At 72.6% G+C, this 22,054-nt stretch carries 19 protein-coding genes and 1 pseudogene; 5 read left to right on the top strand and 15 right to left on the bottom strand.

The window, feature by feature from the left end; all coding sequences use genetic code 11:
• Positions 1-13: 13 nt before the first annotated feature.
• Positions 14-814: a site-2 protease family protein gene (locus M4D82_RS10590; protein ID WP_249765805.1), complete on the bottom strand. Its 801-nt coding sequence runs from the start codon at positions 812-814 to the stop codon at positions 14-16.
• 74 nt (positions 815-888) lie between these two features.
• Here M4D82_RS10590 and M4D82_RS10585 point away from each other — a divergent pair, with 74 nt between their 5' ends.
• On the top strand, positions 889-4,215 hold the full coding sequence (locus M4D82_RS10585) for an AfsR/SARP family transcriptional regulator (protein ID WP_249765804.1): 3,327 nt from the start codon (positions 889-891) through the stop codon (positions 4,213-4,215).
• 31 nt (positions 4,216-4,246) lie between these two features.
• Here the strand turns inward: M4D82_RS10585 and M4D82_RS10580 are convergent, their stop codons facing one another.
• The 3 genes from M4D82_RS10580 to panB form a co-directional block, all read right to left on the bottom strand.
• A complete protein-coding gene (locus M4D82_RS10580; RefSeq protein WP_249765803.1) occupies positions 4,247-5,098 on the bottom strand; it encodes an ABC transporter permease in 852 nt (283 codons plus the stop codon).
• Positions 5,095-6,090 (bottom strand): ATP-binding cassette domain-containing protein, encoded by a 996-nt coding sequence (locus M4D82_RS10575; RefSeq protein WP_249765802.1) that lies wholly within the window; start codon positions 6,088-6,090, stop codon positions 5,095-5,097. Before M4D82_RS10575 ends, M4D82_RS10580 begins: the two co-directional genes overlap by 4 nt.
• A gap of 97 nt (positions 6,091-6,187) precedes the next feature.
• Positions 6,188-7,048, bottom strand: a complete 861-nt coding sequence (gene panB / locus M4D82_RS10570) for a 3-methyl-2-oxobutanoate hydroxymethyltransferase (protein ID WP_249765801.1) — start codon at positions 7,046-7,048, stop codon at positions 6,188-6,190.
• A gap of 307 nt (positions 7,049-7,355) precedes the next feature.
• Between panB and M4D82_RS10565 the strand changes: the two genes are divergently transcribed.
• On the top strand, positions 7,356-8,384 hold the full coding sequence (locus M4D82_RS10565; protein ID WP_249765800.1) for an endonuclease/exonuclease/phosphatase family protein: 1,029 nt from the start codon (positions 7,356-7,358) through the stop codon (positions 8,382-8,384).
• 35 nt (positions 8,385-8,419) lie between these two features.
• On the opposite strand, the gene M4D82_RS10560 is transcribed toward M4D82_RS10565, so the two are convergent.
• Both M4D82_RS10560 and M4D82_RS34035 read right to left on the bottom strand, forming a co-directional pair.
• Positions 8,420-10,174, bottom strand: a complete 1,755-nt coding sequence (locus M4D82_RS10560; RefSeq protein ID WP_249765799.1) for an NAD+ synthase — start codon at positions 10,172-10,174, stop codon at positions 8,420-8,422.
• Positions 10,175-10,223: 49 nt separating this feature from the next.
• Positions 10,224-11,423 carry a DUF4190 domain-containing protein gene (locus M4D82_RS34035; protein WP_283844463.1) on the bottom strand — a complete coding sequence of 400 codons (1,200 nt, stop codon included), beginning with the start codon at positions 11,421-11,423 and terminating at the stop codon, positions 10,224-10,226.
• A 225-nt stretch (positions 11,424-11,648) separates the two neighbouring features.
• Between M4D82_RS34035 and M4D82_RS10550 the strand changes: the two genes are divergently transcribed.
• Both M4D82_RS10550 and M4D82_RS10545 read left to right on the top strand, forming a co-directional pair.
• Positions 11,649-12,338, top strand: coding sequence for a DUF998 domain-containing protein (locus M4D82_RS10550; protein ID WP_249765798.1), 690 nt, complete (start codon positions 11,649-11,651; stop codon positions 12,336-12,338).
• Positions 12,335-13,231 carry an alpha/beta fold hydrolase gene (locus M4D82_RS10545; RefSeq protein WP_249765797.1) on the top strand — a complete coding sequence of 299 codons (897 nt, stop codon included), beginning with the start codon at positions 12,335-12,337 and terminating at the stop codon, positions 13,229-13,231. Before M4D82_RS10550 ends, M4D82_RS10545 begins: the two co-directional genes overlap by 4 nt.
• A gap of 9 nt (positions 13,232-13,240) precedes the next feature.
• Here the strand turns inward: M4D82_RS10545 and M4D82_RS10540 are convergent, their stop codons facing one another.
• The 3 genes from M4D82_RS10540 to M4D82_RS10530 form a co-directional block, all read right to left on the bottom strand.
• The gene (locus M4D82_RS10540; RefSeq protein WP_249765796.1) at positions 13,241-13,918 is read right to left on the bottom strand and encodes a DUF305 domain-containing protein; all 678 of its coding nucleotides are present in this window, start codon (positions 13,916-13,918) and stop codon (positions 13,241-13,243) included.
• Positions 13,919-13,983: 65 nt separating this feature from the next.
• Complete coding sequence (locus tag M4D82_RS10535) at positions 13,984-14,646, bottom strand: thioredoxin-like domain-containing protein (RefSeq protein WP_249765795.1); 663 nt, start codon at positions 14,644-14,646, stop codon at positions 13,984-13,986.
• A 78-nt stretch (positions 14,647-14,724) separates the two neighbouring features.
• On the bottom strand, positions 14,725-15,132 hold the full coding sequence (locus tag M4D82_RS10530) for a hypothetical protein (protein WP_249765794.1): 408 nt from the start codon (positions 15,130-15,132) through the stop codon (positions 14,725-14,727).
• Positions 15,133-15,306: 174 nt separating this feature from the next.
• On the opposite strand from M4D82_RS10530, the gene glnA2 reads away from it, so the two are divergent.
• Positions 15,307-16,668: a gamma-glutamylpolyamine synthetase GlnA2 gene (gene glnA2, locus M4D82_RS10525; protein WP_249765793.1), complete on the top strand. Its 1,362-nt coding sequence runs from the start codon at positions 15,307-15,309 to the stop codon at positions 16,666-16,668.
• 75 nt (positions 16,669-16,743) lie between these two features.
• On the opposite strand, the gene M4D82_RS10520 is transcribed toward glnA2, so the two are convergent.
• From M4D82_RS10520 to M4D82_RS10495, 6 genes and pseudogenes are all read right to left on the bottom strand, one after another.
• Positions 16,744-18,009, bottom strand: a complete 1,266-nt coding sequence (locus M4D82_RS10520) for a tyrosine-type recombinase/integrase (RefSeq protein WP_249765792.1) — start codon at positions 18,007-18,009, stop codon at positions 16,744-16,746.
• A 63-nt stretch (positions 18,010-18,072) separates the two neighbouring features.
• Positions 18,073-18,291: a helix-turn-helix domain-containing protein gene (locus M4D82_RS10515; protein WP_249765791.1), complete on the bottom strand. Its 219-nt coding sequence runs from the start codon at positions 18,289-18,291 to the stop codon at positions 18,073-18,075.
• Positions 18,292-18,520: 229 nt separating this feature from the next.
• Positions 18,521-19,706: pseudogene (locus M4D82_RS10510) on the bottom strand (DUF3631 domain-containing protein); the annotation flags it as partial.
• Positions 19,703-19,885, bottom strand: a complete 183-nt coding sequence (locus M4D82_RS10505; RefSeq protein WP_249765789.1) for a hypothetical protein — start codon at positions 19,883-19,885, stop codon at positions 19,703-19,705. The pseudogene M4D82_RS10510 and the gene M4D82_RS10505, both read right to left, overlap by 4 nt.
• Before the next feature lie 170 nt (positions 19,886-20,055).
• Positions 20,056-20,961: a bifunctional DNA primase/polymerase gene (locus M4D82_RS10500; protein WP_249765788.1), complete on the bottom strand. Its 906-nt coding sequence runs from the start codon at positions 20,959-20,961 to the stop codon at positions 20,056-20,058.
• Positions 20,958-22,052, bottom strand: coding sequence for a DNA cytosine methyltransferase (locus M4D82_RS10495; protein ID WP_249765787.1), 1,095 nt, complete (start codon positions 22,050-22,052; stop codon positions 20,958-20,960). The genes M4D82_RS10500 and M4D82_RS10495 overlap by 4 nt, the downstream gene beginning before the upstream one ends.
• Positions 22,053-22,054 lie beyond the last annotated feature (2 nt).

The raw sequence follows: 22,054 nt of genomic DNA, 5'->3' as shown, positions 1-22,054 counted from the left end.
GCGGCGCCGCGCGTCAGTCCACCGGGACGGCGCAGAAGCCGTCGTCGTCCTGCCAGAAGCGGTACAGGGCGCGGCCGCAGTACGTCTCCAGGTCCGACACGCCGAGGCCGCGCAGCACGCCCCGCACCGCGTCGAAGAAGAACGCGTTGACCTCCGGGATCCACAGCAGCACGAACACCCCGATCAGCGCGAACGGGGCCAGCGGCGCCAGCTCGCGCCGCACCCGGTGCGACAGCCAGGGCTCGATGATCCCGTAGCCGTCCAGGCCCGGCACCGGCAGGAAGTTCAGGATCGCCGCCGAGACCTGGAGCAGCGCGAGGAACGCCAGCGCGAAGCGGAACGCGAACGGCACCCCGTCCAGGGCGTCCAGCCAGAACGGCGCCGTGCACACGATCGCGAAGGCCACGTTCGTCAGCGGGCCCGCCGCCGAGATCAGGCTGTGCTTCCAACGCCCCCGGATCCGGTCGCGCTCGATGTACACGGCCCCGCCCGGCAGGCCCAGCCCGCCCAGGATCACGAAGACCACCGGGAGCACGACGCTGAGCAGCACGTGCGTGTACTTGAGCGGGTTCAGCGTCAGGTAGCCCTTCGCGCCGACCGAGAGGTCACCGCTGTGCAGGGCGGTCCGGGCGTGCGCGTACTCGTGCAGGCACAGCGAGACGATCCACGCGGCCGTGACGAAGAGGAACACCGCGAGGCCCGGACTCGACGCGTAGCCGGTCCACACCGCCCAGCCGGTGACCGCCATGACGGCGACGATCCCGAGGAACACGGAACTGATGCGCCGCTCGCCGCGGCTGCCCTGGTGACCCATGCGGCGAAACCTATCCCGCGCCCCCGGCCGACCGGGAGGGCGGGGCGGGGTCCCCGTCCGGCGACAATGGGTCGGTGCGTTACGCGATCCTCGGCACCGCCCGTGTCTTCCGCGACGACGGCAGCGCCGTCGCCGTCGGTGGCGCGCGTCTGCGCGCCCTGCTGACCGCGCTCGCGCTGCGCCCCGGCCGGGCGGTGCCGGTCGCGCTGCTGGTCGCCGAGGTGTGGGACGCCGACCCGCCGGCCGAGGCCGTCGCCGCGCTCCAGGCCCTGGTCGCGCGGCTGCGGCGGGCGTTGGGGCGTACGGCGGTACGGTCCGTCGAGGGCGGCTACCTGCTGGACGCGCGGCGCGAGGACGTCGACCTGTACCGCTTCGAGGGCCTCGTACGGGCCGCCGCCGCCACCCCGGACCCGGCCGGGGCGGCCGCGCTGTACGACGAGGCCCTCGCCCTGTGGCAGGGCCCCGCGCTGGCCTCCCTCCCCGACGCGACGGCCGAGGCCACGCGGTGGGAAGCCGTACGTCGGGACGCGCGGCGGGGCCGCCTCGGCGCGGCCCTGGCCCTGGGCGAAGCGGAGTCGGCGCTCCCGGAGCTGACCGAGCTGTGCGCCCGGTACCCCCTGGACGAGTCCCTTCAGGTGCTGCGCCTGCGGGCCCTGCGTGCGGCCGGCCGCCCGGCGGAAGCCCTGGCCGCCTACGAACAGGTCCGCCAGACCCTCTCCGGCCACCTCGGCACCGACCCCTCCCCCTCCCTCCGCACCCTCCACACCGAACTCCTCACCCCGGCCGAGCCCGCCCACCGACCCCCGACCGCGCCCCACCCCCACCCCCACCCCCAAGCCCAAGCGCAGGTGGCAGCCGGGGTCGGGCAGGGGAATCTGCGGGCTCGGCTCACCAGCTTCGTGGGGCGGGAAGGGGACATCCGGGTCATCGGGGACGATCTGGCGCGGGCGCGGCTCGTCACCCTGCTCGGGGCCGGGGGCGCCGGGAAGACGCGGCTTTCGCAGGAGGCCGCCGAGGCCCACGCCGCGCGGGCCGACGGCCCCCTCGCCTGGCCCGACGGCGTGTGGTTCGTCGAGCTGGCCCCCGTGGACGACCCGGAGGACGTCGCCGAGGCCGCGCTCGCCGCGCTCGGCGCCCGCCGGACCACGCTGCGCGGCGCCGGCGCCGAGGAACTGCGCGCGTTCACCGACCGCGCCGGCGACGACCCCCTCGACCGGCTCGTCGACCACTGCGCCCGCCGCCGCCTCCTGCTGCTCCTGGACAACTGCGAGCACGTCATCGGCGCCGCCGCCGAGCTCGCCGAACGCCTCCTCACCCACTGCCCCGGCGTGCGGATCCTGGCCACCAGTCGCGAACCCCTCGGCGTTCCGGGGGAGTTCCTGCGCCCCGTCGAACCCCTCCCGCCGGCCCCCGCGCACCGCCTCTTCGCCGACCGGGCCGCCGCCGCCCACCCCGGCTTCGACCCCGCCGAGGACCCGGCCGCCGTCGCCGAGATCTGCCGCCGCCTCGACGGGCTGCCGCTGGCCATCGAGTTGGCCGCCGCCCGGCTGCGCCTCCTCACCCCGCGCCAGATCGCCGACCGCCTGGACGACCGCTTCCGGCTCCTGACCGGCGGCGCGCGCACCCTCCTGCCCCGCCAGCAGACCCTGCGCGCGGTCGTGGACTGGTCCTGGGACCTCCTCGACACACCCGAACGCACCGTGCTGCGCCGCCTGTCCGTCTTCGCCGGCGGCTGCGATCTGCCCGCCGCCGAGGCCGTCTGCGCCGACCCCTCCTATGAGGTCGCCGACATCCTCGGCTCCCTCGTCGACAAGTCCCTCGTCGTCGCCGAACCCGCCCCCGACGGCATGAGGTACCGCCTGCTGGAGACCGTCGGCGAGTACGCCGCAGAGCGCCTCGCAGAAGTCGACGGCGACCGCGCCGCCACCGAGCGCCGCCACCTCGTCCACTACCGCGAACTCGCCCGGACCAGCGAGCCCCTGCTGCGCTCCCACGCCCAACGGGCGACCGCCGACCGCCTCGCCACCGAGTACGAGAACCTCCGTACGGCCCTGCGTCGCGCCGTCGCCGCCCGCGATGCGCAGGAGGTGCTGTGCCTCGTCCACTCCCTGGTCTGGTACTGGCACATGCACGACCTGCGCACCGAGTCCCGCCACTGGTCCAACGCCGCCGCCGAACTCGGCCCCGACCCCTTCGCACCCCCGGTGGTCCCCGCCGAACCCGTCCACACCCGGATCGTGGACACGCCCCCGCCCTACAGCGGCGAACTGCTCACCGAGGGCTGGCGCGGCATCCAGATGATCCGCCTCGCCGCCCGCGACCAGAACAGCACCGGCTGGAACTCCCCGGACGTCCGCGCCCAGGTCGACGGCATGATCTCCGCCTACCGGCCCGGCCTGCCGCAGACCTGCCGGGCCCCCTCGGGCCTGTGGATCTACGCCGTCATGATCGCCGGTGATCCCGAGCTGCTCAGGACCGTCGTGGACGAGACCGTCGACGTCGCCCGCGAGCTCGGCTACCGCTGGGAGCTGGCCTCCGCCCTCCAGCTGCGCGCCAACATCCTCGCCAACCGCGCCGACTGGTCGGGCGACGCCGCCCGCGACGCCGACGAGAGCCTGAGCCTCTTCCGCGAACTCGGCGACGACTGGGGCTGCGCCGAAGCCCTCGCGGCCCGCGCCGAATCCCGCGAGAAGCGCGGCGAATACGCCCTCGCCGCGCTCGACTACCGCGAGGCGATCGAGTACGCCGAACGCCTGGGCGCCAAGGCCCAGGTGGCGGTGATGCGCGTACGGATGGCCGGCACCCTGATCGAGACCGGCGAGGCGGCCCTGGCGGAGGAGATCCTCACCGAGGTCCTCGCCACCGCCGAGCGGTACGGCAACGAGGCCATGCCCGCCTGCCGCATGTTCCTCGCGAGCATCCTCGGCCGCGGCGGCCGTTTCGCCGAGGCCCGCGCCCAGATCAAGGCGCTGCGCGAGGAGTTCGCCTTCGGGGCGTACGCGATCTTCGACGTGTTCCTGCTCGCCATCGTCGGCTGGTTGGACAACCAGGAGGCCCGGCACGAGGACGCGCTCGCGCTCGTCCGGGACGCCCTGGGCTCGGGCATCGCCCTGGACCCCTTGGCCCTGATGGTCGCCCCCCAACTGCCCGCCGGGTTCCTGCTGACGGCCGCCGTCGCCCTCTCCGTACCCGAAGGCCCCCGCCGGGAGGCCGACGCCGCGCGGCTGCTGGGCGCCTACCGCGCCCACCTGCCCCCCGGGCACGTCCCGGTCTCCACCGAACGCGAGGACGCCGCCCGCGCCGAGGAACACGCCCGTGCGGCACTGGGCGACGCCGCGTACGAGCGCGCGTACGCCGAAGGCGGCGGCCTCTCCCTGGAGGAGGCCACCGCCCTCGTGTGATCCGGCCCGCGTCGCGCGGCCACCGTTCGCGTCAGGTCTTCTGACGGAACTTGCGGACGGCCAGCGGCATCGTGACGAGCGTGATCGCCAGCGACCAGGCGAGCGTCAGCCAGACGGAGTTGCCGAGCGGGGTGCCGTTGATCAAGGCGCGGGCCGCGTCGGCCAGGTTGGACAGCGGGTTGTAGTCGGTGAAGGCCTGCAGCCACCCCGGCATGGTCGACGGCGGCGCGAAGATCGAGCTGCCGAACTGGAGCGGCATCAGGACCAGCATCGCCATGCCCTGGACGGCCTGGGCGGTCTGCATCGTCAGACCCAGCAGCACGAAGATCCACATGAGCGAGGCGCCGAAGACGGCCGACAGACCGATCGCGAAGAACAGGTCCAGCACCGAGGACTTGATCGACAGGCCGAGGATGAAGCCCACGCCGAGCAGGATCGTGATGGCGACCATCATGCGGCCGACCTCGACCAGGATCTTGGCGATGAGCACCGAGGACCGGGCGATCGGCATGGACCGGAACCGGTCCATCACGCCCTTCTTGAAGTCGTCGTTGACGCCGGTGCCCACCGCCATGGCGATGTTCATGCCCATCATGGCCATCAGGCCGGGCACCACGTAGTTGACGTACTGCGCCTGGTTGTCCTTGCCGGAGATCGCACCGCCGAAGACGAACACGAACAGCAGCGTGAAGATGATCGGCATGAACAGGACGTCGAACATCGACTCGGGGTCCTGCTTGATCTGGAGCAGGTTGCGCCGGGCCAGTGCGCCGATGTGGCGCAGGTTGCCCCGCAGGCCGATCCGGCCCTCGTCCGGGACCGCCGGACGGGCGGCGGGGACCGTCGCGGTCTCGGCGGGCTTCGTCGTGGTGGCGGAGCTCATGCCGCGACCTCCTCGGTGATGGCGGGCTTCTGGCCGGTGATCGACAGGAACACCTCGTCCAGGCTGGGCAGGTACGTGCCGAGGTCGGCGATCGCGTAGCCGCGGGCGGCCAGCAGCCCGACCACCGCGGTCAGCTGCTCGTCGCTGAGGATCGGGACGAGGAGCACACCCTCGTCCGGCACGGCCTGGGAGCCGGCCACGCCGTCCAGTCCGGCCTCGGCGAGCGCGCGGGCCATGCCGGGCAGGTCGGCCGACTCGACGGGACGGATCTTCAGCGTCCGGCCGCCGACGCGGGCCTTCAGCTCGTCGACCTTGCCGTTGGCGATGACCTTGCCCCGGTCGATGACCGTCAGCTCGCTCGCCAGCTGCTCGGCCTCCTCCATGTACTGGGTGGTGAGCAGGACGGTCGCGCCCTCGGCGACGAGCCGCTGCACCTCGTCCCACACCTCGTTGCGGGTGCGGGGGTCCAGACCGGTGGTCGGCTCGTCCAGGTACAGCACGGCCGGGTTGCCGATCAGCGACGCGGCGAGGTCGAGCCGGCGGCGCATACCGCCGGAGTAGTGCATCGCGGCCTTCTTCGCGGCCTCCGTCAGGGAGAACCGCTCCAGCATCTCGTCCGCGCGGGAGCGGGCGTCCTTGCGGGACAGGTCCAGCAGGCGGCCGATCATGTAGAGGTTCTCCCAGCCGGAGAGCTTCTCGTCGACCGAGGCGTACTGGCCGGTCAGGCCGATGGTGCGGCGCAGCTGCCGGGGCTGTCGGACCACGTCGAAGCCGGCGACCGTGGCCGTGCCGGCATCGGGAACGATCAGGGTGGACAGGCAGCGCACCAGCGTGGTCTTGCCGGCGCCGTTGGGGCCGAGGACCCCGAGCACCGTTCCCTCACGGACGTCCAGGTCGACCCCGTCCAGGGCCTTGGTCTCGCCATAGTGCTTGACCAGCCCCCGTACTTCCACGGCGTGGGGGTTCTTGTCGATTCGCGTCATGCCCACCATGGGACCAGCCGCCACTGACAATCCGCCGACAGACGACCGACGGACGACCGACAGCCCGCCGACACGCTCGTGTCGGCGGGCTGTCGGGAGGATCGGATCAGTGGAAGGAGTGCTCTTCCCGGGGGAACGTTCCGCCGACCACGTCCTCGGCGAAGGCCTTCGCCGCGTCGCCCATGGTCGCGCGCAGGTTCGCGTACTGCTTCACGAACCGCGGCATCTTCCCGCCGGTCAGGCCCATCATGTCGGTCCACACCAGCACCTGGGCGTCGCACTCCGCGCCCGCGCCGATGCCGACCGTCGGGATGTGCAGGGAACGGGTGACCTCGGCGGCCAGCTCCGCCGGGACCAGCTCCAGCACCACCGCGAACGCGCCCGCGTCCTGGGCCGCCTTCGCGTCGCGCAGCAGCTGGTGCGCGGCCTCGTCACCGCGGCCCTGCACCCGGTAGCCCATGGCGTTCACGGACTGCGGGGTCAGGCCCAGGTGGGACATGACCGGGATGCCGGACTGGACGATCAGCTCGGTCTGGGCGAGCGAACGCTCCCCGCCCTCCAGCTTGACCGCCCCGACGCCGGCCTCCTTGACCAGGCGCGTCGCGCTGCGCAGCGCCTGTACGGGGCCTTCCTGGTACGAGCCGAACGGCAGGTCGCCGATGATCAGGGCCCGGCTGGTGCCCCGTACGACGGCCGCCGACAGCAGCGTCATCTCGTCCATCGTCACGGGGACGGTGGTCTCGTAGCCGAGGTGACAGTTGCCCATCGAGTCGCCGACGAGCATGACCGGGATGCCGGCCTCGTCGAACACGGACGCGGTCATCGCGTCGTAGGCGGTGAGCATGGGCCACTTCTCGCCGCGCTCCTTGGCGAGGGTGAGGTCGCGGACGGTGATCCGCCGGGTGCCCGAGCCCCCGTACAGGGTGGGGGAGGCGGCTTCGCGGGCAGGCGAAACGGCATGCGTCATTGCAACTGCTCCTTGTGTCATCTCGAGGCACCCTTACGGTGTCCCCGGACTCACCCCCCATGGTGGCACCCGTCCGGCCGTCGACGGTAGGGGCGCGACGCCGACGGGATGACCTGTGCGTCACACTCCCGGCCCTCCCCGGGAGCGCGGCGGCCAATGTGCGCGTTTCGTGACAAGCGGAACCTTGGCCGCACGGCCGTTCGTCCTCGGGAAGGTACGGCCGCAACAGGACGGCGCGGAAGGCTCCGTACATCGCCTAGGGTCAAGGGGCGGGGACGGAGCGCGAGCACGGCAGCGAGGACATGGCATGGCACAGGCGTATGTGACGGAGACGGGGAACGGCGGCTCCGAGCCCGAGCCCTCCGGATCCGGTCTACGGCGCCGGCTGGCCGAGCTGCGCCGCGACCCGGGCATCTGGCGGCGCGGGATCGTGACCGCCGCGATCGCGGCGGTGATCGCGCTGATCATGATCTTCCACGCCGAACTGCCCAACGACGTGGGCAACCTGGGCAGCCTCATCGAGACCTTCCTGCCCTGGCTGGGCCTGGCGGTCCCGGTGCTGCTCGTGATCGCGGTGATCCGCAAGTCCGCCACCGCGCTCATCGCGATACTGCTGACGGCGATCGTCTGGGCGAACCTCTTCGGCGGCCTGGTCACCGACAAGTCCGGGCGCGGCGGCAACCTGATGGTCGCCACCCACAACGTCGACGCCGACAACCCCGACCCGCGCGGCACCGCCGAGTCCGTGGCGAAGTCCGGCGCGGACGTCCTGGCCCTGACCGAGCTGAAGGCGAGCGCCGTCCCGATCTACGAGAAGGCCCTGGAGCGCACGTACAAGTACCACGCCGTCGAGGGCACCGTCGGCGTGTGGAGCAAGTACCCGCTGACCTCCAGCAAGCCCGTCGACATCCGGCTCGGCTGGACCCGGGCGATGCGCACCACCGTGGCCGGCCCCTTCGGCGACCTCGGCATCTACGTGGCGCACCTGCCCTCGGTCCGGGTCAAGCTGAACGCCGGCTTCACCGCCAACCAGCGCGACAACAGCGCCGACGCGCTGGGCGCGGCGCTGGCGTCCGAACCGCTGAAGAACGTCATCCTGCTCGGCGACCTCAACGGCACGATGAACGACCGCGCCCTGTCGGAGGTCACCTCGCAGATGCGCTCCACGCAGGGCGCGGCGGGCGACGGCTTCGGGTTCAGCTGGCCGGCCCCGTTCCCGATGGCCCGGATCGACCAGATCCTGGTGCGCGGGGTGAAGCCGGAGGCCTCCTGGACCCTGCCGCGCACGGGCAGCGACCACCTCCCGGTCGCCGCCCGCGTCACGATCCGCCCGTAGGGCGCGTCCGGCGCGGACACCCCCTGGGACACCCCCTACGCCTGCTCGCGCCAGCCGTTCGTGATGGGCAGGCGGCGGTCCTTGCCGAATCCCTTCGCGGAGATCTTGGTGCCCGGCGGGTACTGGCGGCGCTTGTACTCCGCCGTGTCCACCATCCGCACGGTCCGCGCGACGAGCTCGCGGTCGTAGCCGGCCGCGACGATCGCCTCCAGCCCCTGGTCGCGGTCCACGTACAGCTCCAGGATCGCGTCGAGCACCGGATAGTCCGGCAGCGAGTCCGTGTCCACCTGGTCCGGGCGCAGTTCGGCGCTCGGCGGCTTCACGATCGAGTTCTCCGGGATCGGCGGGGTCTCGCCCCGGTCCACGGCGGCCCGGTTGCGGTAGCGCGCGAGCCGGAAGATGTCGGTCTTGTAGACGTCCTTGATCGGTCCGTAGGCGCCGACCGAGTCGCCGTAGAGCGTGGAGTAGCCGACGGCCAGCTCGGACTTGTTGCCGGGGGCCAGGACGATGTGGCCCTCCTGGTTGGAGATCGCCATCAGCATCGTGCCGCGCAGGCGGGACTGGAGGTTCTCCTCGGCCAGACCGGTGAGGCCGAGCGCGCCCATGTAGGCGTCGAACATCGGCTCGATCGGGACGGTCCGGAAGTTGAGGCCGGTGCGGCGCGCGAGGTCCGCCGCGTCGCCCTTCGAGTGCTCCGAGGAGTACTTCGAGGGCATCGAGACGCCGTACACGTTCTGCGCGCCGATCGCGTCGCAGGCGAGGGCGGCGACGAGCGCCGAGTCGATGCCGCCGGAGAGCCCGATCAGGACGGAGCGGAACCCGTTCTTCTTGACGTACGCGCGCAGGCCCACGACCAGCGCGTCGTAGACCTCCTCGGCGGCGTCGAGGCGCTCGGCGTAGCCGCCGGTGACGACGGGCTCGTACGGGGCCACCGGCTCCTCGGAGAGGATCACGCGGTCGATGCGCAGGCCGTCGTCCACGACGCCCTCGGGGGCGTCCGGCCGGGCGGCGGGCAGGTCCAGGTCGAGCAGCACGCAGCCCTCGGAGAACTGCGGGGCGCGGGCGACGACCTCCCCGGAGGCGTCCACGACGATCGAGTCGCCGTCGAAGACCAGCTCGTCCTGGCCGCCCATCATCGCCAGGTAGGCGAGGGTGCAGCCGGCCTCCTGGGCGCGCTTGCGGACCAGTTCCAGGCGCAGGTCGTCCTTGTCGCGCTCGTAGGGGGAGGCGTTGATGGACAGCAGCAGGCCGGCCCCGGCGGAGCGGGTGGCGGGGACGCGGCCGCCTTCCTGCCAGAGGTCCTCGCAGATGGCGAGCGCGACGTCGACGCCCCCCACCCGGATCACCGGCTGGGTGTCGCCCGGCACGAAGTACCGGAACTCGTCGAAGACCCCGTAGTTGGGCAGGTGGTGCTTGGCGAAGCGCAGGACGACCTCGCCGCGGTGCAGTACGGCGGCCGCGTTCTCGGGGGAACCGGCCGGGCGGCCGAGGCGGGGCGCCGCCTTCTCGCTGCGGTCCAGGTAGCCGACGACGACCGGCAGCTCGCCGAGGCCCTCCGCCGCGAGCCGCGCCGCGAGGGCGCGCAGGGCGGTGCGGGAGGCCTCGACGAAGGACGCGCGCAGGGCGAGGTCCTCGACGGGGTACCCGGTCAGCGCCATCTCCGGGAACGCCACCAGATGGGCGCCCTGCTCGGCGGAGTGCCGGGTCCAGTGGACGATCGAGTCGGCGTTGGCGGCGATGTCGCCGACGTGCGAGTCGATCTGATTCAGAGCCAGACGTAGTTGAGGCACGCCGTCAGTGTAATCGTCTTTCTGACGCGATGTCCTGGGTCCGGGCCGATCAGCCGACGGGGCCCGCGAACCTCACCTGGTACTGCAGGGGCTTCGGGGAGATCCGGACGCGGATCCGCTCGGTGCCCGGCGGGAGCTCGAAGGCGGCCGTCCCGGTGACGGAGCGGCCCGGCTGGACGGTGCCGGAGATCCGCTTCGGCATGCGGCCGTCGAAGACCGGTCGGCACGGACGACCCTGGTCGTCGGTGACGGTCGGCAGCACGGAGGAGAAGGACTGCACCCGGTCGGTGCCGTTGGTGAGGGTGAAGCTCACCTGGACGGCGTTCTTCACCTCGATGTACTCGTTGGCCGTCGTGTACGGGCGCGGCTGCGCGACGCTCACCGAGATGTCCGTCGGGTAGCTGTACGTCGCCCCGAACGCGAGCGGGGTCGTCACTCCGGGCCCGGCGGGGGCGTCCGGGTCCCCGTCGTACCCGCCGCTGCCCTCGTCCTCGTACTCGTCGCCGTACTGGTCGTCGTACTGGTCGGGTTCGGGCCACTCGTATTCGTCGCTGATGGAGTCGTCGTACCGGTCCACCTCGTCGACGATCTTGACGGTGAGGAAGAAGCCGCCGACCGAGACCGCGAGGCTGAGCAGGCCGAGGACCGCGCCCGTGAGGGCGAGGCCCTTGCGCGGGGCGCCGCGCCGGGCGCGCACCAGGCCGGCGATGCCGAGGCCGAGGCCGGTGAGGCCGGCGAGGGTGCCGACCCAGAAGACGAACGGGACGATGGCGACGAGCACGCCGATGATGCCGAGGACCAGACCGGCGACGGCCATGCCGTTCCCGGGCGTGTTGGGGGCGGGGTGGCCGGGGTAACCCGGGTAACCCGAGTGGCCCGGGTAGCCGGGAGGGCCGTACGGGGGCGGGGCGGCGGGCCCGGCCCAGGACCCGGCCGGGGGAGCGGCGGGGGGAGCCGCGGGCGCCCCCGCGGCGGGGTCGACGGGCGCGAAGGCCGTGGACGCGGGGGCCGGGGCGGGCGCGGCGAAGGGGTTGTACGCGGCGGGCTCGGGCTCGGGCTCGGGCTCGGGGGCCGGGGTCGGCTCGGGCGTCGGGGTGGGGCCGTCCGGGGTCTTCTCCAGCGACAGCTTCGCCGCGGGCCCGGGTATCGCGTCCGCCTCCGGTATCGCCGTTCCGGCGGGGTCCTTGGGCTCCGTCGGCTCGGTCGGGGGCGTGGTCGGGCTGCCGGGCGGGTCGGTGGGGGTGCTCATACCTGGCGGCGTCCTTGGTGGGTGCGGTGCGGCGTACGCGGGCGTGCGTCAGCCTGCCACGGCGGCCGGGGCCGTCCAAGCCGATTGGCGTCCGCGTGCGACGCCGCACGTCCTCTATGGGGTGCTCTGTCGCAATCGTCGCCTCGGCGCGGTCAACGTCGCCGCTCGCGGGCGCGTCTTTCCACCCGACCGCGTCTCTCCGAGCTGCTTGGGATGATCCGTACTATGCGCACAAAAGGGAACGCGTGGGTCGTCGCCGCCGTGATCGGTTTCGGTGCCGCCGCCTACACCGCCTGGGTGCTCGAAGTCGTGCTCTCCACCGGCCTCAATCCCATCGAGACCTACGTCAGCGAGCTCGCCGCGCAGGACCAGCCGATGGGCGGCCTCTTCCGCGCCACCGACTTCACCGCCGGGATGCTCGCCTTCCTCGGCGGGCTCCTCGCCCTGCTGCGCCTGACCCGACACGCCGAATCCCGTCGCCCCTGGGCCGTCGTCGGCTGGGCCGGCATCACCCTCTTCGGCGCCGCCACCGCCGCCGACGCCTGGCTGCCGCTCAGCTGCGCACCCACCGTCGACCCCGAGTGCGCCGCCCGGGAGACCGCCGGGCTCGTCCCGGCCACCCATCAGGCCCACGCCATCAGCAGCGGCCTCGCCATGACCGGCGCCCTCACCGGGATAGTGGCCCTGACCGTCGCCGCCCGCCGCTACGGCCGGCTCGCGCCGCTCGCCCGCTACGGCCCCGCCCTGGTGGCCCTGGAACTCCTCGTCACCGTCTGGACGCTGACCGCCATCGCCCTGTTCACCGCCGGTCGCGGGACGTGGGCGCTGGGCGCCGGTCAGCGGCTCCAGGTGCTGTGCGTGGCCGTGTGGCTGGGGCTGCTCGCCTGGTCCGTGCACACGGAGCGGCGTACGTGACCCCCCGACCGCGCTTCGTCCGGGTGGACGGGGTCCCGCTGCACGTCCTCGTCGAGGGGCCGCGGGCCGCCGCCCCGGGCGGGTCGGGTGGGCCCGGCGGGCCGGGCGGGCCGCCCGTGGTGCTCAGCGCCGGGCTGGCCATGGCCTGGTTCGACTGGGACCCCGTCGCGGCGGAACTCGTCGCCCGGGGTCGTACGGTGATCCGCTTCGACCGTCCGGGGCACGGGTTGAGCGCCCCCGCCGCCGAGCCTCCGGGCGCCGCCGCCGAGGCGCACCGGATCGCCGCCCTGCTGGACGCGCTCGCGGTACCCGGGCCCGTCACCGTCGTCGGGCACTCCCTCGCCGGGTTCCACGCCGAGGCCTTCGCCCGCCTGCACCCCGGGCGCACCGCCGCCCTGCTGCTGCTCGACTCCAGCGTGGAGGAGAGTCCCCGTACGCTGCTGCCCGCCGCGCTGCGTACCGGCGCCGCCCGCGCGCTCGGCCGCGCCGTGAGCGCCGTCGGGCTGCCCGCCGCGCTCGGACCCGCCGCCCGGGAGGCCGCCGTACGGGCCGGGCGGGCGGGCCGGGCCGCCGACCCGGCCGCGCGGGACCTCGTACGCCGCTGCTACCGCACGGGCCGGGTCTGGCGCGGCGCCCTGCTGGAGAACGCCCGCTACCCCGACATGGCCGCCGAGGTACTCGCCCTGGCCGCGCGGTACCCGCTGAGCGCCCCCGTCACCGTCCTCGCGGCCCACGACGGCGGCTCCGCACGCGCCGCCCGCCGTTGGCTCGACCGGCAGGCCGCCCTGTCCGAACGGCTCGGAGCGCGCTTCGAGGTCGCCGCCCCGGCTGGCCACCTGGTCATGCTGGACCGCCCGCACCAGGTGGCGCGGGCGGTCCTGGAGGCCGACTGACAGGCGGCCTCAGCCGCGCGGGGCCGCCCCGCGCTCCCGCAGCATGTCCGCCATCAGCCTCAGCTCCGACTGCTGCGCATCGACCATGCCCTGGGCGAGGTCGCGTTCGACGGGGGTCCGGCACTGGCGGGCGCACCCCTCGGCCATGGCCACACCGCCCTTGTGGTGGTCGGTCATCAGCTGGAGGTAGAGCACCTCGGCGTCCCGGCCGCCGGCGGCGCCGAGGTGCGCGAGCTCCTCCTTGGTGGCCATGCCGGGCATGAGCGCGCCCGGCTTGGCGGCATGCCCGCCGTGCGCCGCGGGCGCGCCGGACGCGGCGTGCCCGCCGGATTCCTCCGACATCCAGGCCATGGGCGGCTCGTCGGCCACCACCTTCGGCAGCCCCCACAGGTCCAGCCAGCCGAGCATCATGCCGCGCTGGTTGGCCTGCGTGTTGGCGATGTCGTAGGCGAGGCTGCGGACGGCCTCGTCCTGGGTGCGGTCGCGGACCACGAAGGACATCTCCACCGCCTGCTGGTGGTGGACCGACATGTCCCGGGCGAAGCCCGCGTCGGGGGAGTAAAGGGAGGGGGTGTGGGCTGCCCCGTCCCCGCCCCCCGACCCGCTCGCGGTGGCGACCGTGGCCCCGACCGCGAACAGCGCCGCGAGGACCACGGCCGCGCCGGCGCCCCAGTACGTACGCGCCACGCGTCGACCACCGGCAGGTCGGTCGCCGCCCTCTGCGCCGCCCTCTCCGCCGCCCTCTGCGCCCGTCACTTGTCGCCCAGGCCGTTGGTGCAGGCCGCGCCCGGCTCGGGGGTCTGCGGGCCCTGCACGTACTTGGTGAAGAACTGCGCCACGCGCGGGTCGCTCGCGCTGTCCACCGTCAGCTGCTTGCCCCACGCGCTGAGCATGATCGCCCCGGCCTGCTCCTTGACCGGGCTCATCAGCGTGTACGGGGTCTTGCCGACCTTCTCCGCGAGCTTGTCGACGTCCGCCTTGGCGGCCTTCTCGTTGTACGTCACCCACACCGCGCCGTGCTCCAGCGAGTGGACGGCGTTCACCTCCGGCAGCGGGTTCTGGTAGACGTCGCCGTCGCAGTTCGTCCAGCGGGGGTGGTGGTCGCCGCCGACCGGCGGGTTCATCTCGTACTTCACGGGCGTCTGGACGTGGTTGCGGCCGAGCTTGGTCGGGTCCCAGGTCTGCTCCCCGTTCACGGGCGCCTTGCGGGCGGCGGCCGCGTCCTTCGCCTGCTGCTTCTCTTCCTGCTTCTGGTCGATCAGCACCCACGTGCCGAAGCCGACGAGTCCCACGACGATCGCCGTCGAGATGCCGATCGCGAGGACCTTGTTGCGCCGTTCGCGTGCCTTCTCGGCGCGGCGCATCTCGGCTATGCGCGCCTGGGGGGAGTTCTGGTCGGACGTCCTGCTGGCCATGTGCCCTGGTTCCTTCTGCTGAGGGGGGGGGAGTGGAGCCGGTGGAGCGCCTGCCGGTGTGCCGGGGCGCCGGAACCATCAGGTCCGCAGCACTTGCAGGGTGTGCAGGTCGGGGGCGCGCGCCAAGGTGCCGGGCGGCCGGACCGCGCCCGCGCCGGCGGTACGGGCCACCGGGGCCGGCCCCGTACGGTCCGCCACGGTGACGGCGGGCGGCGGGGCGGGCAACACCGCCGGGGTCACGTGGGCCACACCGCGGCAGCCCGGGTGGTCGTACGGGGACACGCAGCCGGCGTGCGCCGTGTGCGGGGCGGCGTGCGCCAGGGGGTGGTCGCCGGCCCGGACGGCCGGTCCCGCCGGCCGCGCGCACAGGAAGGACGCGCAGGCCACCACGGTGAACGCGAGGAGCAGCAGGACGGTCGTCGCGGGCGCGACGGGGCGCGCGGAAGGCCGCCGCCTGCCGTCGCGCGTGTGCTCCCGACCCCCCATGGGCGCAGATGGTAATGCTCATGACCGGCCGGAGGTCAGTGCGGGGGTGCCGGCACCTTTCAGGGGTGCGTAATGTGGCGGAAACCACCACTGGCGATACTGAGCCGGCCCGACTGTGTCCCCGACCCGCCGGCGCGGTGGTGCACAGGCCGTCTGAACTGCGAGGATGAAGGCATGGACAAGCAGCAGGAATTCGTCCTCCGGACGCTCGAGGAGCGCGACATCCGCTTCGTGCGCCTGTGGTTCACCGACGTACTGGGCTTCCTGAAGTCCGTCGCGGTCGCACCGGCGGAGCTGGAGCAGGCCTTCGACGAGGGCATCGGTTTCGACGGCTCCGCGATCGAGGGCTTCGCCCGGGTCTACGAGTCCGACATGATCGCCAAGCCGGACCCGAGCACGTTCCAGATACTGCCGTGGCGCGCCGAGGCCCCCGGGACCGCCCGGATGTTCTGCGACATCCTGATGCCGGACGGCTCCCCGTCCTTCGCGGACCCGCGCTACGTCCTCAAGCGCATCCTGGCCAAGACCTCCGACCTGGGCTTCACCTTCTACACCCACCCGGAGATCGAGTTCTTCCTGCTGAAGGACAAGCCGCTGGACGGGACCCGCCCCGTCCCCGCCGACAATTCCGGCTATTTCGACCACACTCCACAGAACGTGGGCATGGACTTCCGCCGGCAGGCGATCACCATGCTCGAATCGATGGGCATCTCGGTCGAGTTCAGTCACCACGAGGGCGCGCCCGGCCAGCAGGAGATCGACCTGCGCTACGCCGACGCCCTCTCGACGGCCGACAACATCATGACGTTCCGCCTGGTCATGAAGCAGGTCGCCCTGGAACAGGGCGTCCAGGCCACCTTCATGCCGAAGCCGTTCTCCGAGTACCCCGGCTCCGGCATGCACACCCACCTCTCCCTCTTCGAGGGCGACCGCAACGCCTTCTACGAGTCGGGCGCCGAGTACCAGCTCTCGAAGGTCGGCCGCTCCTTCATCGCGGGCCTGCTGCGCCACGCCGCGGAGACGGCGGCGGTGACGAACCAGTGGGTCAACTCCTACAAGCGCATCTGGGGCGGCTCCTCGCGCACCGCCGGCTCGGGCGGCGAGGCCCCCTCGTACATCTGCTGGGGCCACAACAACCGCTCGGCCCTGATCCGCGTCCCGATGTACAAGCCGGGCAAGATGGGCTCCTCGCGCATCGAGGTCCGCTCGATCGACTCGGGCGCCAACCCGTACCTGACCTACGCGGTGCTCCTGGCGGCGGGCCTGAAGGGCATCGAGGAGGGCTACGAACTCCCCGCCGGCGCCGACGACGACGTCTGGGCCCTCTCCGACGCCGAACGCCGCGCGATGGGCATCGAACCCCTCCCCCAAAACCTCGGCGAAGCCATCTCCCTGATGGAACGCAGCGAACTCGTCGCCGAAACCCTGGGCGAACACGTCTTCGACTTCTTCCTCCGCAACAAGAAGCAGGAGTGGGAGGAATACCGCAGCGAGGTCACGGCTTTCGAACTCCGCAAAAACCTCCCGGTCCTCTAACCGCAGTTCAGAGGCAGTACACCGGCACCACGCCCCTCCGGGCCGACGGCACTCAGCCGCCGGCCCGGACCCGTCTCATCCCTCCTGGGCCGTCTGTGGGCCGTCTGAGGTGAAACCGCCCGCCTCGTACATGCCGTCCACCGCCCTACGGGTCCGCCCATCGGCGTTCCCCAGGAGGTGCGTGTACACGCGGAGCGTGAAGCCGGGGTCGGAGTGCCCGAGGTAGGTACTCAGAGCCTTGATGTTCTCGCCGTGGTGGAGCAGGACGGACGCGTAGAAGTGCCTGAGCGCGTGCATCCCGTGCTCGCGGGCGGCCTGGTGCCGCTCACCCTCTTGCGGCTGGGGAATGACGCCTGCCTGAACCAAAGCCACCTTCCACACCCGAGTGTTGAAGTCGGTCCGACGTACGGCGCCGCCGCCCGGCAAGGAGAAGAGCAGCCGCTTCGTCACGAGTGGCCCGCCCGGCCGTAGCCATGGCAGGGTCACGTCCACGGGCGGGAACTCCTTCCGATGCTCCCGGAACGCCTGCGCGACGCGCCGGGGGAGCGGCACATCACGCTCCTTGCCCCGCTTCGGCGGGGCGAAGACGAGATGGCCGTTGACGACCTTGACCTGGTTCGTCACCCGCAGCCATTCACTGCGGAAGTCGTCGGGGTCGTCGGGCAGTCCGAAAATCTCTCCCTGTCGCAGTCCGCATCCGCCGCCGGCGTCGGCCATCGCCCGGTATCGCTTCGGCAGGGCGGTCCGTACTGCGAAGAGCCGATCCGGCGTCCAAGGGACGACGCGCGGCGGTACCGACGCCGGCGGCCGTACGCTACGGGCTCGGCACGGGTTCCGAGTCAGCAACTCGTCGTCCACCGCTGCGGCAAGCACGGACGAGACGCTGGCGAAGATGACACGGCGGTATGAGGAAACGGGGAGCACGGGCTCCAACTTGCTGAGCCAGTCCCGAATGTGCTCGGGGCGGAACGAGTCGAGCGGTCGAGAACCCAGGTATGGGAAGGCGTGCTTTCGGAGCTGTACTTCAACCGCGGTGCGAGTGGTCGGGTCCGTGGTTTGACTGGCGATCCACTTCTCGCCGTACTCCCGGAAGGTGATCCGACTGGCGACGGGATCGACGTACTGCCGCCGCGACATGTCGGCCTCGACGTGGACCAGCCACTGCTCAGCAATGCGCTTCTGTTTGTCGGGGAAGCTCTTGGACTTCTCGGTCCCGTCGGGGCCGATGAAGCGGGCCCGGTAGCGCGAACCAAGCCCGTATCGGTCGGTCTTGATTCGGCGGGGCTTTCCATCGGGTCCTTTCTCCGTCTTGTACCAGCGGTCCTGGACGTGTCCTGCCATCTGCGGCCTTTCGTGGAATGCGAGAGGGCGGGCCCGCGCGGGCCCGCCCTGCGACGGGGACTTCTATGCGGCCTGGCTGAGGTCAGCGGTCATCTGCTGATCGATCCAGGCCCGTACGGCTTCGGGGTGGTAGCGGACGTGCTTGCCGACGCGGAATCCGGGCGGCCCGGTGCGCTTCTTGCGCCACTGGTAGACGGTTTCGACGGGCACGTCGAAGAGTTCCGCGAGCGTCTCGGGCTTGAAGAAGCGGGGCGGTATGGCGGTCAGGTCGATCCCCTCCATTCAGATTGGGGTCGGGGACCCCTCCGAGATGTCCGCTACCGCCGCTACTCCGCTACCGCGCAGGTCAGGGGCGGTGTTTTGGTAGCGGATGGGATAGCGGTAGCGGATGAATGCCGCCACCGGCCGGGGGCGGGCGCGGACCGGTGGCGGGGTGGGGGTAGCGGGGCTTTGCCGCTACCTCGGGTCTTGCCGCTACCCTCGGCAGGTGCTCTGACCTGGGCGGTAGCGGAGGTAGCGGCGGTAGCGCACTTCTAGGAACCGGGGGGCGGGCAGTACCTGCTCCACGCGTCGGCGAGGTCGGCGGCGTAGTACCCCTTGAGCACGGCTCCGCCGGATTTGATGTTGCGGGCGACGATGGGCTTGTTGTCGGTGGTCATGTACTCGCGGAGCGTCTGGCCGAGCCCGCGGGCGTCGAGGGGGCGGCCGTTGAGGTCGCCCCAGGGGGCTTCGTCCAGGGAGCGGAGCTGTTCGAGGACGGCGGCGGTGGGCAGGCGGGGGATGTCTCCGAAGACGTGGTCGCGCAGGTCGGTGAGGAGGCGGACGCCGAGACTGGCCTTGTCGTCGGTCTCGGCGGCGGTGACCAGCTCGATGCAGGCGGCGCGGGCCCGTTCGGGCCAGTCCCCGCCAGCGGCGTCGGCCACCGCGAGAAGGGGCTCCCAGACGTCGGCGGGTCGGTCGGTGACCCCGTCGGGCATGACGGGGAAGGCGCCGGTGATGCGGTCGCGGACGTGGTCGGCCCAGGTGGCGAGCCTCTCGCGAAGGGCGTGGCCCTCGGCGGTGTGCAGGCGGGCGCGGAACGGCTCGACCTTCTCGGCGCGGGCCCGGCGGCGCATGCGGATGACGACGGAGCGGGTCAGGATCGTGTCGGGCAGGTTCCCCAGCCCGGCCACGGCCAGCGCGCAATACGAGGGGAACGCGACGACGGACTGGTTGCCGGCGCCGTCGCTCACGCACCGGTAGGTGACGCCCGAGCGTCGGTGGCCGGCGTTGATGAACCCGCGCAGTTCCTCGTTCTCCCCGGCCTTGGGGCCGAAGACGGTGTCGATCTCGTCGAAGAGGATCGTGGGCCGGCCCTCACCACCCGAGACGGCCCGGAAGAGCGCGGCCGGGGAGGCGTTGACCGCCACCATGGGCGCGGGGACCAGGGTCTCCACGATCTCCAGCGCGCGGGACTTGCCCGATCCGGGTTCCGGGGAGAGGAACGCGAGGCGGGGGGTGGCGTCGAACGCGTCGAGGAGGTGGGCGTGGGCGTCCCACAGCACGACCGCGATGTAGGCGGCCTCGCTGGGGAAGACGTTGAAGCGGCGGTGGAAGGCCTCGACCGCGTCGAGGACGGCCACGCCCTGCGGCGCCTGCTCCGGGACGTCGGCGGCGAGGTCGGCGAGGTCGGCGGGGTGGATGGTGGTCAGGGTCATGCGGCGGCGCTCCTGTCGTCGGCCCGCTGGGGGCACGTGGTGCGGTGGTGGTCGTGGTCGGCGATCAGTGCGAGCGCGCGGGCCTGGCCGGCGGCGAAGAGGTCGCGTCCGCAGCCGCACCAGGACCGGACGGTGGGGGTGGCGCCGCGTCCGGGTGCGGTGATGTGGAGCCAGGCCACGGGACGCCGCCCGTCATCGGCCGGGCGCGGGTGAGGGCGAAGGGCAGAAAGGACGCCTTCGGCGACGACCTTCGGCGCACCACCGCCGTCCGGGGCGGGGGCCGGTTCGGCGGACCTGATCCCGGTGGGGGTGGGGGTAGGGCTGTTAGCCGGGGGGTGTTCGCGGGCGCTCATGCCGCCCCCCGGCCGGCTGGGTTGTTGGCGATGGACCAGTTGAGGGCGCTGGTGATGGCGGAGCGGTACTCGTAGGGCTTCAGACCGGCCGCTTCCGCCCCCCGGCTAAGAGCCTGCTCCACCAGAGTGCGGTCGAGGTCGCCGGACGCGATCAACCGCCCGAGCGCGCGTGCGGCCCTGACGAGTGCCTGGTTCCGGTGGCCCTCGGGGGCGTTGGCGACGGCCTGTTCCTCGTTGCGCAGGGCCGCGTCGGCGTACGCGGCACGGCGCCCGGCGGGCCTGACCGTGGTCGGGGACAGGGGTACGGCCTTGATGCGGGGTGGCTCGGTGAGCTTGGCGCACAGCCACGCGGGGAGCGGGGCCACGGGCCGGTCGTCGGTGACGGTGTAGGCGCCGGTGGGGGTGGTGCTGCCGGGGGCGACGACGTACCCGCCCCAGGCCCGGGTGTCGATGTGCCGGCCCAGGATGTCCTGGGTGGAGCGCATGATGATCCCGGCGGGGGCGGTGAAGTACCGGTGGCGGCCCCCGGACGGCGTGGTCACCGTGTAGGTGGGCGGCAGGGTCTCGCCGGTGGCCCGGCACAGGGCGTCGAGGATCTGCGCGCCGCTGAGGGTGCCGGGCGGGTCGGACGGTTTCGGCGGGTCGAGGTCGATCACGACGAGCCCGGCCGGGCCGGTCGCCACCCCGACGTTGTAGGCGCCGGCGGCCCACGCGGTACGGATCCGGTCGGGGTCGGTGGTGGCGCGCTGTTCGGGCTTGGCGTGTCCGTCCGCGCAGGCACCCGTACGGGGGCACCGCGTCTCGCCGTGCAGCGCGGGGACCTTGGAGCCGGGTCGGAGCGGGAAGACGGGCCAGCCCCGTTGGGCCGCGGTGAGTGCGGCGTTCAGCAGGTCGGCGTTCACGCGGCGTCCCTCCCCTGGGCCGCCTGGTGGCCGGTGTCGGGGGTGAGGAGTTGGGCGTAGGCGTGGTGGGCTTGTTGGGGGACGACGCCGTTGCCGATGATCCGCAGTTGTTCCTTGCGGGGGATGTCGGGGACGTCGGTGATCCAGCCGGCGGGCAGGCCCATGAGCCATTCGGCGAAGGCGGGTGCCAGGCGCCGGTTGCCGCGGGTGCCTGCCTCGGTCGGGCAGGGTGCCGGCCGTCCGGTGATGTGTTCCCAGCGGTGGATGGCGGGGCAGTAGTCGGTGCCGTCGGAGGCGACCCACTGCGGGTCGACAGTGACGGCCTGGCCGGGCAGGAGGTTGACGACGAACTCGTTGAGCGGGCGGGAGTTGCGGCTCAGCAGGTTGGAGGCGCCGGATTTCCAGTCTCGTGCGGCCGGGGTGGGCAGCGGCCTCAGCTTTGCGGCGGCGGGGCGGGGAGCCGGGTGACGGCGGTGCGCAGGTTCAGCCTGCCCCGGCGTTTGCGGCTGGTGCCGGGGCCGCCAGTGCCGTCCGAGGTCGTGGGGGTCGGCATCAGCGGGATGGGCAACTGCGAACCAGCGGTCGCGCGGGTGCGGGGCGCCGACTTCGGGGTCACCAGCTCGTAGACATGTCCACCGGACGTCATACCCGAGCGCGGCCAGGTCCGCGGCGACGACGTCCAGCCCCCGGGAGCGGAGCGCCGCCACGTTTTCCAGGAAGACGTGGCGCGGTCGAAGGACGCCCACAGCCTGAGCGACGTTTTTCCAGACCTTCGACCACTGGCCATTGATGCCATCCCTTCGACCGGCGTTGGAGATGTTGCGACACGGGAAGCCCGCCGCGATCGCGTCGGGCCGGTGCAGATCCCGGCCCCGGTGCCAGTCGGCGCGGGTGATGTCGCCCAGGTTCGGGCGGCCGGGGTGGTGGGCGGCGAACACGCGGGCGGCGTAGGGGTCGTTCTCGGCGTAGGCGACAACCTGACCGCCGAGCCCGGCGGACAGGGCCATCTCCAGACCGCCGTAGCCGGCGCACAACGCCAGCAGACGCGGGGGCGGGGCAGCCTCTCGCGGAACGAGGGCGTGGTGGGTCATGC

The sequence above is a fragment of the Streptomyces sp. RerS4 genome (genome assembly GCF_023515955.1).
Taxonomy (GTDB): domain Bacteria; phylum Actinomycetota; class Actinomycetes; order Streptomycetales; family Streptomycetaceae; genus Streptomyces.
Note: the sequence above shows the minus strand (reverse complement) of the source record. Positions and strands in the feature narration are given on the sequence as shown.